This window comes from Citrobacter sp. B72 (genome assembly GCF_016894305.1).
Taxonomy (GTDB): Bacteria; Pseudomonadota; Gammaproteobacteria; order Enterobacterales; family Enterobacteriaceae; genus Citrobacter; species Citrobacter portucalensis.
This window is the reverse complement of sequence record NZ_CP069801.1, coordinates 3,248,212-3,261,619: the sequence shown is the minus strand read 5'-3', so window position 1 is coordinate 3,261,619 and position 13,408 is coordinate 3,248,212. Positions and strand designations below refer to the sequence as shown.

Annotated in this window: 10 protein-coding genes; 5 read left to right on the top strand and 5 right to left on the bottom strand. The window is 54.4% G+C overall.

What is annotated here, in order from left to right:
• Window positions 1-103 precede the first annotated feature (103 nt).
• The 4 genes from JQN59_RS15585 to cecR are packed head-to-tail and all read right to left on the bottom strand — an operon-like array spanning window position 104 to window position 4,628.
• Window positions 104-1,237 (bottom strand): ABC transporter permease, encoded by a 1,134-nt coding sequence (locus tag JQN59_RS15585; RefSeq protein ID WP_003831545.1) that lies wholly within the window; start codon window positions 1,235-1,237, stop codon window positions 104-106.
• Window positions 1,230-2,966, bottom strand: a complete 1,737-nt coding sequence (locus tag JQN59_RS15580; protein WP_149607121.1) for an ATP-binding cassette domain-containing protein — start codon at window positions 2,964-2,966, stop codon at window positions 1,230-1,232. Before JQN59_RS15580 ends, JQN59_RS15585 begins: the two co-directional genes overlap by 8 nt.
• Complete coding sequence (gene hlyD / locus JQN59_RS15575; protein ID WP_003831548.1) at window positions 2,959-3,954, bottom strand: secretion protein HlyD; 996 nt, start codon at window positions 3,952-3,954, stop codon at window positions 2,959-2,961. The genes JQN59_RS15580 and hlyD overlap by 8 nt, the downstream gene beginning before the upstream one ends.
• Window positions 3,951-4,628: a transcriptional regulator CecR gene (gene cecR, locus JQN59_RS15570; RefSeq protein WP_003831550.1), complete on the bottom strand. Its 678-nt coding sequence runs from the start codon at window positions 4,626-4,628 to the stop codon at window positions 3,951-3,953. Before cecR ends, hlyD begins: the two co-directional genes overlap by 4 nt.
• 221 nt (window positions 4,629-4,849) lie before the next feature.
• Between cecR and rhlE the strand changes: the two genes are divergently transcribed.
• Entirely contained in the window at window positions 4,850-6,196 is a 1,347-nt protein-coding gene (gene rhlE, locus JQN59_RS15565; RefSeq protein WP_149607122.1) for an ATP-dependent RNA helicase RhlE, read from the top strand.
• A gap of 68 nt (window positions 6,197-6,264) precedes the next feature.
• On the opposite strand, the gene JQN59_RS15560 is transcribed toward rhlE, so the two are convergent.
• Window positions 6,265-6,999 (bottom strand): GntR family transcriptional regulator, encoded by a 735-nt coding sequence (locus JQN59_RS15560; protein ID WP_003831553.1) that lies wholly within the window; start codon window positions 6,997-6,999, stop codon window positions 6,265-6,267.
• A gap of 202 nt (window positions 7,000-7,201) precedes the next feature.
• Between JQN59_RS15560 and pcaB the strand changes: the two genes are divergently transcribed.
• From pcaB to ybiB, 4 genes are all read left to right on the top strand, one after another.
• Complete coding sequence (gene pcaB / locus JQN59_RS15555) at window positions 7,202-8,554, top strand: 3-carboxy-cis,cis-muconate cycloisomerase (RefSeq protein ID WP_149607123.1); 1,353 nt, start codon at window positions 7,202-7,204, stop codon at window positions 8,552-8,554.
• Between the two features lie 33 nt (window positions 8,555-8,587).
• The gene (locus JQN59_RS15550; protein ID WP_149607124.1) at window positions 8,588-10,009 is read left to right on the top strand and encodes a DASS family sodium-coupled anion symporter; all 1,422 of its coding nucleotides are present in this window, start codon (window positions 8,588-8,590) and stop codon (window positions 10,007-10,009) included.
• 177 nt (window positions 10,010-10,186) lie between these two features.
• Window positions 10,187-12,337 carry an ATP-dependent DNA helicase DinG gene (gene dinG / locus JQN59_RS15545; RefSeq protein ID WP_149607125.1) on the top strand — a complete coding sequence of 717 codons (2,151 nt, stop codon included), beginning with the start codon at window positions 10,187-10,189 and terminating at the stop codon, window positions 12,335-12,337.
• Window positions 12,338-12,366: 29 nt separating this feature from the next.
• Window positions 12,367-13,335: a DNA-binding protein YbiB gene (gene ybiB / locus JQN59_RS15540; RefSeq protein WP_048214626.1), complete on the top strand. Its 969-nt coding sequence runs from the start codon at window positions 12,367-12,369 to the stop codon at window positions 13,333-13,335.
• Window positions 13,336-13,408 lie beyond the last annotated feature (73 nt).

The following is a 13,408-nucleotide window of genomic DNA, read 5'->3' as shown; positions in this document are numbered from 1 at the left end:
AGTCCAGTTTGTAGGCCTGATAAGCTAAGCGCATCAGGCATAATGCCGGATGGCGACGTGAACGCCTTATCCGGCCTACGGCTACAATTATCCATACACGAATTTAATCCAGCCGACGTTTGGTTTTGAGCCACGTCAGGCCAATAAACATCACCGCCGAAGCGATTAAAAACAGCACGTTGATAATCAGCACCACCGGAATATTTCCCGCCAGAAACAGGCTTTGCAGGGTGCTGACGAAATAACGCGCCGGAATAATGTAGGTTACCGCCCGGATAATCGCGGGCATGCTGTCTATCTGGAAGATAAATCCCGACAGCATAATCGAGGGCAGGAAGGCGGCGTTCAGTGCGACCTGCGCGGCGTTAAACTGGTTGCGGGTGATGGTGGAAATAAGCAACCCCATGCCGAGCGTACTGAGCAGAAACAGGCTGGTAATGAAAAACAGGATCAGCAACGAGCCACGGTAGGGCACGCCAAGAATAAACACCGACACCAGCATACACAGCAGCATCGCCAGCATGCCCAGAAAGTAATACGGGATCAATTTGCACAGCAGCAGCTCGACGCGGGTGACTTCGGTAGACAGCAGCGCTTCCATGGTGCCGCGCTCCCATTCGCGCGCCACCACTAATGAGGTGAGGATGGCGCCAATGACCGTCATGATGATGGTGACCGCCCCGGGAATAATAAAGTGCTGGCTGATGGCCGCCGGGTTAAACCAGTAGCGGGTTTGCACGTCGATCAAAGGTTTGAACGATTCCCCACGATCTTCTGCCCGCTGTTGCTGCCAGATTTGCCAGATGCCTTCGACATAACCCTGCACAAAGTTGGCGGTATTCGGTTCGCTGCCGTCGGTGATCACCTGGATCGGGGCGACATCGTTAGGTCGCGCCATCTGCTGGGCAAAATCCACTGGGATCACCACCAGACCGCGAATGCGCCCGGCCTGCATTTTCTCAATCAGTTCCTGCCGATTATCGCTGATGGTGGCGTCAATATACGGCGAACCGGTCATGGTATGGGTAAAATCCAGCGCCTCTTCACTCTGCTGTTCGAGCAAAATCCCTACCCGCAGCTTGCTGGAGTCGAGGTTGATCCCATAGCCGAAGATAAACAGCAGCAGCAGCGGGATCACCACAGCAATCAGCCAACTGCTGGGATCGCGGACGATCTGGCGCGTCTCTTTCACGCACAGCGCGCGGACGCGACGCCAGGAGAGAGCGGAGTTACTCATGCGTATGCTCCTTATCCCAGTCATTGATTAGCGTGATGAACGCCTGTTCCATGGTCGGGTCCGGCGTGTCGCTGTCGGCAGCCTGAGCCTTCAGGTCGTCTGGCGTACCGCTGGCTATCAGTTTGCCGCGATACACCAGCCCGATACGATCGCAGTATTCTGCCTCATCCATAAAGTGGGTGGTCACCATCACCGTGACGCCTTTTTCCACCATGCTATTGATATGCAACCAGAACTCACGACGGGTGAGGGGATCGACCCCGGAAGTGGGTTCATCAAGGAACAGAATGTCGGGTTCATGCATCAGCGAGCAGGCCAGCGCCAGACGCTGCTTAAAGCCCAGCGGCAGTTCGTCGGTGGCGTGGGAAGCGATACTTTTCAGGCCAAATGCCTCGCTCATACGATCGATTTTCTCCTTCTGCGCCCGACCGCGCAGGCCGTAGACGCCGGAGAAAAAGCGCAGATTCTGTTCAACCGTCAGGTTACCGTACAGGGAGAATTTCTGCGCCATATAGCCCAGATGCTGACGCGCTTTGCCGGAGCTGACTTTCAGGTCCATATCCAGCACCAGCGCTTTGCCGGAAGTGGGGACCAGCAGGCCGCACATCATTTTAAAGGTGGTGGATTTGCCCGCGCCGTTGGGGCCTAACAGACCAAAAATCTCGCCGCGTTGCACGGCAAAGTCTACGTGGTCGGTAGCGGCAAAATCGCCAAATTTCTTGGTCAGCGCTTTGGCTTCGATCACCGTTTCGCCAGGCGTGCCTTCCACGGTATGCAGGATAGCGCCCAGCGGGGACTCCGATGTTCCGGCTCCGCCGAGTAAATCGATAAAGGCGTCTTCGAAGCGGGGGGCTGTTTCGTTGATGGTTAGCTCCGGCATGCCGTCAGCGTTTTGGATCTGCTGAGCAGTAGCCTCTTTTTTCAGGATTAAACGGACGGATTTCCCCTGAATCATTCCGTCGCTGACCAGCGGCAGCTTTAACGCGCGTTGCAGCAGTCGGCGGTTGTTTTCCTGTGGACTGCTCATCAGGAAGCTGCGACCTGCCATGGTTTGCGTAAGCTGAGTAGGATCGCCCTGGTATAACAGTTCACCTTCGTTCATCAGCAGCACATCACGGCATTGCTCTGCTTCATCCAGATACGACGTACTCCAGAGGATCAGCATGCCGTCCCCGGCCAACTCGTGGACCATTTGCCACAGTTCGCGACGGGAAATAGGGTCGACACCCACGCCTGGCTCATCCAGCAGCAACACTTTGGGTTCGCCAACCAGCGTACAGGCAAGCCCGAGCTTCTGCTTCATGCCGCCAGAAAGCTTGCCAGCCAGTCGTCCGGTAAATGGTCCCAGCGAGGTGAATTCCAGGAGTCGGGCAAAGGTTTTTTCTCGCGCTTCACCGGTGACGCTGCGTAAGTCGGCATAGAGATTGAGGTTCTCCATGACGGTTAAATCTTCGTACAGACCAAATTTCTGCGGCATATAGCCCAGCACCGCATGTAGTGCGCTGTCGTCTTTGATGGGGTCAAAACCAATCACCGCAGCACTTCCGGCATCAGGTTTTAATAATCCCGCCAGCATTCGCATCAACGTAGTTTTGCCCGCGCCGTCCGGCCCGACAAGCCCGGTCACGTAGCCCGCATGGACGGTACAGTCGAGCGGGGCGACGGCCGGTTTTTCCATTCCGGCAAAGTTTTTCGTCAGCCCTTTAAGCGTAATGACGGCGTCATTCATGCCGTGCCTCATCGCCAAACTTTATCGTTACCGGCATTCCCTGGCGCAGCGAATCGTCCGCGTCGGTGACGACAATTCGCAGGCGATAAACCAGGTCGGTACGCAGGTCAGGAGTCTCGACCGTTTTCGGGGTAAATTCGGCGGTAGGAGAAACGAAGCCGATTTTGCCGTGATACGGTTTGTCCGGGCGGCCATCGGTATAGAGCAGGATCTCACGTCCTGGCTGCGCCTGGCTCAGATTTCGTTCGTCAACGTAAGCACGAACCCAAACCGGACGCGTGAGCGACAGCGTCAGTACCGTGCCCCCTTCGTTCAGCATGCTGCCGGGTTCAACTGCACGGGTGAGAAGCGTGCCGTCAGACGGCGAGGTCAGCGTGGTGTCATGCAAATTAAGCTCTGCCTGTGCCAGCTCGGCCTGAGCTTGTTCGAGCGTGGCTTTTGCCTGCTCGATGTCCTGCACACGATTACCGCTGCGATATTGCGTGAGTTTATCCTGCGCGGATTTCAGCGAAGCTAACGCCTGATCGCGAGATGAACGGGCGTTTTCCAGATCGTTGGCTGAAATGGTGCGGCTTTTCCACAATCCGACCTGCCGATTGTAAAAGTTCTGCGCGTAATCATAGGCGGCCTGCGCCTGTTTGACTGCCGCCGCGGTTTGCGCGATCTCTTCTTCGCGATACCCTGCCAGCATCAGATCGTATTGCGCCTGTGCGGCAGCTACATTGGCTTTTGCCTGCATCAATGCGTTTTCATACGGTGCACGGTCCAGTTCACCCAGCACCTGGCCGGCGGTAATCGCATCGCCTTCGTCAACCGCCAGCGAGGCCAGCCTGCCGCCGACACGAAAACTCAGGTTGACGCTACGGATATCGACATTGCCGTATAGCGTCAGGCCGTTATCTTGCCGACTCTGATACCACCACGTTCCACCGGCAATCACGGCAACGAGGGCCGCGATAACCAGCCCGAGAACGACAGGTTTTTTCATGACTCCAGACTCCTTTGCGTTAAACCTTGCAGAATAAGATCGATGTGACAGGTGATCGTTTGGTCAATCAGCGCGGTTTTATCCTCATCAAATTGTGACCAGCCTGTACGCAACAGAATGGTTTCTTTCCCCAGACGAAAAGCCAGCACCTCGCCGAGTATGGCGTGGGTATGCAGAATCATCTGGGTATCGTTGGCATCGCCACCGGTATAGGCGGCAATCAGGCGCGTCAGATGTGTATGCAGCGGATTGATAACCTGGTCGTGCACCAGTTGATAAGCCGCGGTGGGGGAAAGCTGTTCGCGCGAGATAAATTTGCTCAGGTTAACGGTGTCGTCCTGAGTTAACAGCATGATCATATTTTTGCAGGCGCGCAGGATCAGTTCGCGCATCGCGCCACGGTCCGGCTCTGGTTGGGCGAATAAACGCTCGGCCTCTTCAGCGTGCGGGCGAAACTGTGCACCGATAAAATCCGCAATCCACTGGGCGCAGGCGAGATATAAATCCTCTTTTGAGCCAAAATAGTAGGTGATAGCCGCAATGTTTTGCCCGGCCTGTGCAGCGATATCGCGCGTCGTGGCGTGCAGACCATACTCGCCGAATTGCGCCAATGCGGCGGCAATGAGCTGGTTCTTCGCCTGTTCACCTTTGGTTGTCATGGTGGGTGTATTCATGGCACGACTCTGATCTTAATCAATCGATTGATTAAGATTATGACTGATGTGCAGCCTTGTCCAGTCCGAAGCATTATTTTCCAGTGAAGGGATAATTTATGCGGCACATCACAAAAACTGCTACACTCCGCCCCTTCATGACATTGTGGTTTTTGTCATCTCTATTGTATGTATCTCCCTGAAAACGACACCGGTAACGGTCAGGGCGGTTCGGAGTTGTTATGTCTTTTGATTCCCTTGGTTTAAACCCTGAAATTTTACGTGCCGTTGCCGAGCAGGGTTACCGTGAACCTACCCCTATTCAGCAGCAGGCTATTCCTGCCGTGCTGGAAGGCCGCGATCTGATGGCCAGCGCCCAGACCGGTACGGGGAAAACGGCAGGTTTTACCCTGCCGCTGTTACAGCACCTGATCACCAATCAGCCGCATGGTAAAAGCCGTCGTCCGGTTCGTGCGCTGATCCTCACGCCAACCCGCGAACTGGCGGCCCAGATTGGCGAAAACGTCCGTGATTACAGTAAGTATCTGAATATTCGCTCGCTGGTGGTCTTCGGCGGCGTCAGCATTAACCCGCAGATGATGAAGCTGCGTGGCGGCGTAGATGTGCTGATCGCCACTCCGGGTCGTTTGCTCGATCTGGAACACCAGAATGCGGTGAAACTGGATCAGGTTGAGATCCTGGTACTGGATGAAGCTGACCGCATGCTGGATATGGGCTTTATTCACGATATTCGTCGCGTTCTGGCAAAACTGCCGGCAAAACGTCAGAACCTGCTGTTCTCGGCAACGTTCTCTGATGACATTAAATCGCTGGCCGAAAAACTGTTGCACAACCCGCTGGAAATTGAAGTGGCGCGTCGTAATACCGCGTCAGAGCAGGTTACTCAGCACGTTCATTTCGTTGATAAAAAACGTAAACGCGAACTGCTATCTCAGATGATTGGTCAGGGCAACTGGCAGCAGGTGCTGGTGTTTACCCGTACCAAACATGGCGCGAACCATCTGGCAGAGCAGCTGAATAAAGACGGCATCCGCAGTGCGGCTATCCACGGTAATAAATCTCAGGGTGCGCGTACGCGTGCGCTGGCTGATTTTAAATCCGGTGATATTCGCGTGCTGGTAGCGACCGACATTGCCGCGCGTGGTCTCGACATTGAAGAGTTACCGCACGTGGTGAACTACGAGCTGCCAAACGTCCCGGAAGACTACGTGCACCGCATTGGTCGTACCGGTCGTGCGGCCGCTACTGGCGAAGCGTTGTCTCTGGTGTGCGTCGATGAACACAAGCTGTTGCGTGACATCGAGAAGTTGCTGAAAAAAGAGATCCCGCGTATTGCGACGCCAGGCTACGAGCCAGACCCGTCCATTAAAGCTGAGCCGATCCAGAACGGTCGTCAGCAGCGTGGCGGCGGCGGTGGTCGAGGGCAGGGCGGAGCAGGGCGTGGACAGCAGCCGCGTCGTCAGGATGGCGGAGCGCCAAAAGCGAAACCGCGTAGCGGCGAAGGCAAACCGGCAAGTGATAAACCTCGTCCACCGCGCCGTCCGCGCAAACCGTCTGCAGCGCAGTAATTCACCTTGCTGTATGGCAGTATAAACATGCTATCCGGTCTACACACTGTGTAGGCCGGATAGGTCAATCACTCCCCCGAACTTTGCGATTTCAGCACGATTGAGCAGGTATATCGTCCTGCCGGGTGAATCGAAATCGTCGTCTCAAATACTTTCCCGTCCCTGTCCAGATAACGACGCACGATTCTCATTGCTGGTGAATCAGGAGCTACATTGAGAATCTTTGCCACCTTTTTGGGCACGCCGACAGCCGTAATGGTCTGATGCACCTCATGGCTTTTAATACCGTAATGGGTTTCGATCAAATCGCTGATTAACGAGTGTGGGTCGTCACGGATGTACGTACGCAGTTTGGCGTAATCCGTGCTGGCATAGCTGTCCGTCCAGCAGATTGGCGCGTCGGGGTTTTGCGCATCTTCGCGAGTGCTGGCAATGTGCAGCCAACGGGAACCTGGCGGGCAGCCAATCATCTGGGACAACTCTATGTCCGCCACAATCTCATCGATTTTCTTGATGACGCGCAGATTGTTTTTGGCCAGCAGCAACAGATCCTCAAGATGCGATAGCGGGTGATTGACGCCGTTAGCCTTAGGTTCGCAAACGCGAGTTCCCGCGCCTTTACGCCGTGATATCAGACCTTGTTCTGTTAATTCCCTTAACGCCTCACGCATGGTGTGGCGGCTGACCTGCCATGTTTCACACAGTTCCATTTCCGTAGGAAACAGCGAACCGGGGGCAAAGGTTCCCACCGCAATTTGCTGCGCCAGTTCACGTGCTATTCGCTTGTACAGAGATTCTTTCATCGCAGTTTCATCAAAATATTAGTGATCTTTATCACGAAAATTTGTACGGACTATTCCCTACATTTCTTATGAATACTATAAATGTCCGTACATTTAAATGTACGGACATTTGTTTATGTCTGGACATTGTGGCGGCATTTGAATATCCAACAAACTGCCGTAAACACGCATCTTATCATTATCAGATTTTCCAGGGGGATTTATGGCTTCGAATGTACTTGATTCTGTTCTGTTCAGGGACTCTTTCGGCACACCGGCGATGCGCGCTGTGTTTGACGATCGCGAGCTGGTGCGCAAATACGTGGAAGTGGAAGTGGCATTAGCCAAAGCCCAGGCACGCTGTGGTGTGATACCCGAGGCTGCGGCGCAGGAAATTGCAGAAAAATGTAATGCTGACACGCTCGATTTTGATTTATTGCGCCATGAAACCGAAATTGTGGGTTATCCGATCCTACCGCTGGTGCACCAGATTTCTAAACAGGCAGGCGAGTCCGGCGGTTATGTGCACTGGGGGGCCACCACTCAGGACATTATGGACACCGCAGTGGTTCTGCAAATTCGTGATGCTTTTGCGCTCATTGAGTCCGATATGGACAAACTCCGCGCCACGCTGGCCGATCTTTCACGCCGCTACCGTGATACGCCGATGGCCGGGAGAACCCATTTACAACAGGCTTTGCCCGTGACATTCGGTTACAAAGCGGCCATCTGGCTGGATATGTTTGAACGCCACGCGGAACGTCTTTCCCAGGCGCGTCCTCGTGTATTGGTCGGCGAATTTGCGGGAGCGGCCGGTACGCTGGCATCGCTGGGGGATAAAGGGCTGGCGGTACAAAAAGCGATGATGGAAGAGCTTGGGCTAAATGTCCCAACATCCACCTGGCACGTCGCGCGTGATGGTTTTGCCGAAGCGGCGAACCTGTTAGCGGTGATTACCGGGTCGCTGGGCAAGATTGCCTACGACGTAATGCTGCTGGCAGCAAATGAGTTTGGCGAACTGTATGAGCCGTTTGTTAAAGGGCGTGGCGCCAGCAGTACCATGCCGCAGAAACGCAACCCTATTTCCAGCGAGCTGATGCTGGCCTGTGCCAAAGGTGTTCGCCAACAGGCAGGGTTGATGCTTGATGCGATGGTGCAAGATCTGGAGCGTGCAACCGGGCCGTGGCATGCCGAATGGATTGCTATCCCAGAAAGTTTCGTGCTCAGTGCGGGGGCATTGCATCAGGCCAACTTTATGCTGGCGGGGCTGGTGGTTGATGAAGATGCGATGAAACGTAACCTCGGCATGACTAACGGATTGATTGTGGCTGAAGCGGTCATGATGGGGTTGGCTCCGTATATTGGTCGTCAGGATGCACATGACGTGGTGTATGACGCCTGTCGTATCGTCAACGAACAAGGTGGACGATTGGCTGATGTGCTGAATGCGATGCCGTCCGTCTCTGAACGACTGGACCCACAGTTGATTGAAAAACTGACCGATCCGGCAAATTACCTTGGAATGGCGCCAGCGATGGTGGATCAGGTATTAGCAAGATACATGTCGCGGAAATGAATGCTCTCGGGCTAACGGAATAAGGATATTTTTATGTCAACGAATTCTGTCACGGGAAAATCCATTCTGTCGTTCCTGATACCGCTGGCGATAGGCGCGATCGTTTGGTTTTATCCTGTTCCTGACGGTCTGACGCCTCAGGCCTGGCATATGTTCGCGATATTTGCCGCGACCATTGCCGCCATTCTTACCCAGCCGCTCCCTTCGGGGGCGGTGATGTTGATTGCACTTTGCGTGGTTATTTTCACCAAAACATTGCCAGAGGCAAAGGCGCTGTCAGGGTTTGCGTCCGGTACGGTATGGCTCATTTTCTGTGCCTACGTCTTGTCTCTGGGGTTTGTGACGTCAGGACTGGGGAAACGTATCGCGTATAAAATGTTATCGCTCTTTGGCGGCAGCAGCCTGGGTATCGCTTACTCACTGGGAGTTTCCGACCTGATTATGGCTCCGGCAATGCCGTCAGTAACTGCGCGGTCCGGGGGCATAATTTTTCCCATCACTCGTTCTATCAATGATGTGTTGGGCTCCGCGCCGGGGGTAACGGGTAAGCGCATTGGCGATTTCTTAATCATGGTGTGTTTCCAGTTTACGCCGATTACCGGGGCGATATTTCTCACCGGGATGGCGGCGAATCCACTGGTAGCGAGCCTGGCGAAATCGTCATTGGGTATAGAGATAACCTGGGGCGGATGGTTTATTTCTGCAGTGGTCCCTGCGATGGTTTGTTTCTGTCTGATGCCGCTACTGGTCTATAAATTATTGGATCCTGAGCTTAAGCGTACGCCAGAGGCAAAAGCGATGGGTAAACAGGCGCTCGGTGAGCTCGGTTCGATGAGCTGCAACGAGAAAAAGGTCGCGTTTGGTTTTGTGCTGGCGCTGGTCGGCTGGGGCACCAGCCTGATTACTGGATTGTCTGCTACATCTGTCGGGTTGGGGCTGGCTGCTTATCTGTTCGCTTCGGGTGCCGTTAGCTGGAAAAGTCTGCTTAATGACCATGCGGCCTGGGATACGGTTATCTGGTTTAGCGTCATTATTAGCCTGGCGACCGGACTTGCCGATCTGGGCTTTATTAAATGGATGACAATAAAGTTAGGCAGTGGCATTCAGGGTTTTGGTGCGATCGAGTCCTTTATTGTGCTGGGGATCCTTTACATTTACGTCCATTATCTCTTTGCTACGGCGACCGGGCACGTAGCTGCGCTGTATGCTCCTTTCGCGGCCACGGCGATCGCTGCGGGTGCACCGCCGATGATGGTCGCTATTTGCTTCGGCATCTTTAGTAATCTGATGTGGGGGAATACCGAGTATGGTGGCGGACCTGGTCCTATTTATTTTGCCCAGGGCTATTTTGAACGACCGCGTTTTTACAAAATTAACCTCTGTGTGGTAACGGCAAATGTGATTATCATTTTTGCAGTGGGCATGCTGTGGTGGAAGCTGCTGGGATACTATTAACCGACACGTTTATTCGGCCTGCAATATACCTGACTGTAGGCCGGATAAGGAGTAAGCCGCCATCCGGTAATTTAAGCCAGAGCTGCGAAGCGCTTTCCAGAATGGGGGAAAAAGGTACATCCAACGCCTGAAATGTGCCACAATAGTGGCTGTTTATACAGTATTTCAGGTTTTCTCATGGCACTTACGGCTGCGCTAAAAGCGCAAATCGCCGCCTGGTACAAGGCGCTTCAGGAACAGATCCCCGACTTTATTCCCCGTGCGCCGCAGCGGCAGATGATTGCTGACGTCGCGAAAACGCTCTCCGGGGAAGAAGGGCGGCATCTGGCGATTGAAGCACCGACTGGGGTGGGGAAAACCCTGTCGTATCTGATTCCCGGTATTGCCATCGCGCGTGAAGAACAAAAAACGCTGGTGGTCAGTACCGCCAACGTCGCTTTGCAGGACCAGATCTACAGCAAAGATTTACCGCTGCTGCGCAAAATTATCCCCGACCTGCGTTTTACCGCTGCGTTTGGTCGCGGACGCTATGTCTGCCCGCGTAACTTAGCGGCGCTGGCCAGCACTGAACCCAATCAACAGGATCTGCTGGCTTTTCTCGACGATGACCTGACGCCCAACAACCAGGAAGAACAAAAGCGCTGTGCCAGGCTAAAAGGCGATCTCGACAGCTACAAGTGGGACGGGCTGCGCGACCACACCGATATTGCTATCGACGATGGACTCTGGCAGCGTCTGAGCACCGATAAAGCCAGCTGTCTGAATCGCAACTGTCACTACTATCGTGAATGCCCTTTTTTTGTCGCCCGCCGGGAGATTCAGGAAGCTGAAGTGGTCGTGGCTAATCATGCGCTGGTAATGGCTGCCATGGAAAGCGAAGCCGTTTTGCCGGAGCCGAAAAACCTACTGCTGGTACTTGATGAAGGCCACCATTTGCCGGATGTCGCGCGCGATGCGCTGGAGATGAGCGCAGAAATCAGCGCCCCCTGGTATCGACTTCAGTTGGATCTATTTTGCAAATTAGTGGCTACCTGCCTGGAGCAGTTTCGCCCGAAGACCACGCCGCCACTGGCAAATGCCGAGCGTCTGAACGGTCACTGTGAGGAGCTGTATGAGCTGATTTCATCGCTCAATAACATTCTTAATCTGTATATGCCCGCAACCCAGGAGGCAGAACACCGCTTCGCGATGGGCGAATTGCCTACGGAAGTGATGGAGATTTGTCAGCGTCTGGCAAAGCTAACAGAAATGCTGCGCGGTCTGGCGGAACTGTTCCTCAACGATCTCAGCGAAAAAACCGGCACTCACGATATCGTGCGCCTGCATCGGGTTATTTTGCAGATAAACCGGGCGCTGGGCATGTTTGAGGCGCAAAGCAAACTGTGGCGGCTGGCATCGCTCGCGCAGTCGTCAGGCGCGCCGGTGAGTAAATGGGCGACGCGCGAGGTGCGTGACGGGCAGATCCACGTCTGGTTCCACTGCGTGGGGATCCGTGTGAGCGATCAGCTCGAACGACTGCTGTGGCGTAGCGTCCCGCATATTATTGTCACTTCCGCAACGCTGCGATCGCTCAACAGCTTCTCGCGTTTGCAGGAGATGAGCGGTCTGAAGGAAAAAGCAGGGGACCGGTTTGTCGCGCTGGATTCACCGTTTAATCACGTTGAACAGGGCAAAATAGTCATTCCGCAGATGCGCTACGAACCGTTAATTGATAACGAAGAGCAGCATATCGCGGAAATGGCCGCCTATTTTCGCGAACAGCTGGAGAGTAAAAAGCATCAGGGCATGCTGGTACTCTTTGCCAGCGGTCGCGCGATGCAGCGTTTTCTTGAGCACGTTACCGATCTGCGCCTGCTGTTGTTGGTGCAGGGCGATCAGCCGCGCTATCGTCTGGTGGAGTTGCACCGCAAACGGGTGACCAACGGCGAGCGCAGTGTGCTGGTTGGGCTGCAATCTTTTGCTGAAGGTCTGGACTTGAAAGGCGACCTGCTGACTCAGGTGCACATTCACAAAATTGCTTTTCCGCCTATCGACAGCCCGGTGGTGATCACCGAGGGTGAGTGGTTGAAAAGTCTGAACCGCTACCCCTTCGAGGTGCAGAGCCTGCCTGCGGCGTCGTTCAATTTGATCCAGCAGGTTGGGCGACTCATCCGTAGCCATGGCTGCTGGGGAGAAGTGGTTATTTATGACAAGCGTTTATTGACCAAAAGCTATGGCAAGCGTTTACTGAACGCGTTACCCATATTTCCGATAGAGCAACCTGCTGTGCCAGACGTTATAGTAAAACCAAAAGAAAAAGCGAAACCCACGCGCCGCCGTCGGCGTTAACGATGCGAGCAACAGGCAAGGAGTTATCGATGGATTACCGCAAAATCATTAAAGAGATTGGGCGAGGAAAAAATCACGCGCGTGACCTGGATAAGGATACTGCTCGCGGACTGTATACCCATATGATGAACGGCGACGTACCTGACCTTGAGATGGGCGGGGTACTGATTGCGCTACGTATCAAGGGCGAAGGTGAAGCGGAGATGCTGGGCTTTTACGAAGCGATGCAAAACCACACCATTCGCCTGACTCCGCCGGTAACCAAACCCATGCCGATTGTCATTCCCAGCTATAATGGCGCACGCAAGCAGGCGAATCTGACTCCGTTGCTGGCAATTTTACTGCACAAGCTGGGTTTTCCAGTAGTGGTGCACGGCGTCAGTGAAGATCCAACCCGCGTGCTGACAGAAACCATTTTCGAACTGATGGGCATTACGCCAACGCTGCATGCGGGACAGGCACAGGCAAAGCTGGATGGTCATGAGCCGGTGTTTATCCCGGTGAGCGCGCTGTGTCCTCCGCTGGAGAAACAGCTGGCGATGCGCTGGCGCATGGGTGTGCGTAACAGTGCACATACGCTGGCTAAATTAGCCACGCCGTTTGCTGAAGATGCCGCGCTGCGTCTTTCCAGCGTGTCCCACCCGGAATATGTTTCGCGCGTGGCGAAGTTCTTCGGCGATATCGGTGGGCGCGGCCTGTTGATGCATGGTACCGAGGGCGAAGTGTATGCCAACCCGCAGCGCTGCCCGCAGATAAGCCTGATAGATTCATCCGGTGTGCGAGTGCTACAAGACCGACAGAGCGAGATGCCTGACGAGCCGGTACCGCTACCGGTAGCAAAAGACCCGGAAACCACCGCGCGCTGGATTGAGCGTTGTCTGGCTGGCAGTGAGCCTGTTCCGGCATCGTTGAAAATCCAGATGGCCTGCTGCCTGGTGGCAACCGGTGAGTCCGCCTCACTGGCTGAAGGACTTGCCCGCGTCGAGCAAAGTTTCTAAACCATTTGTTATCCCGACGGGCCTGTTGCCTGGCCTGTCGGTTCTCTCTTTTCGGCAATGTGAAATTTCTGCA

Bases quoted from the DNA above. Each gene is read 5' to 3' on its own strand.
- JQN59_RS15585 (WP_003831545.1), bottom strand. From the start codon at position 1,237: ATGAGTAACTCCGCTCTCTCCTGGCGTCGCGTCCGCGCGCTGTGCGTG.
- JQN59_RS15580 (WP_149607121.1), bottom strand. From the start codon at position 2,966: ATGAATGACGCCGTCATTACGCTTAAAGGGCTGACGAAAAACTTTGCC.
- hlyD (WP_003831548.1), bottom strand. From the start codon at position 3,954: ATGAAAAAACCTGTCGTTCTCGGGCTGGTTATCGCGGCCCTCGTTGCC.
- cecR (WP_003831550.1), bottom strand. From the start codon at position 4,628: ATGAATACACCCACCATGACAACCAAAGGTGAACAGGCGAAGAACCAG.
- rhlE (WP_149607122.1), top strand. From the start codon at position 4,850: ATGTCTTTTGATTCCCTTGGTTTAAACCCTGAAATTTTACGTGCCGTT.
- JQN59_RS15560 (WP_003831553.1), bottom strand. From the start codon at position 6,999: ATGAAAGAATCTCTGTACAAGCGAATAGCACGTGAACTGGCGCAGCAA.
- pcaB (WP_149607123.1), top strand. From the start codon at position 7,202: ATGGCTTCGAATGTACTTGATTCTGTTCTGTTCAGGGACTCTTTCGGC.
- JQN59_RS15550 (WP_149607124.1), top strand. From the start codon at position 8,588: ATGTCAACGAATTCTGTCACGGGAAAATCCATTCTGTCGTTCCTGATA.
- dinG (WP_149607125.1), top strand. From the start codon at position 10,187: ATGGCACTTACGGCTGCGCTAAAAGCGCAAATCGCCGCCTGGTACAAG.
- ybiB (WP_048214626.1), top strand. From the start codon at position 12,367: ATGGATTACCGCAAAATCATTAAAGAGATTGGGCGAGGAAAAAATCAC.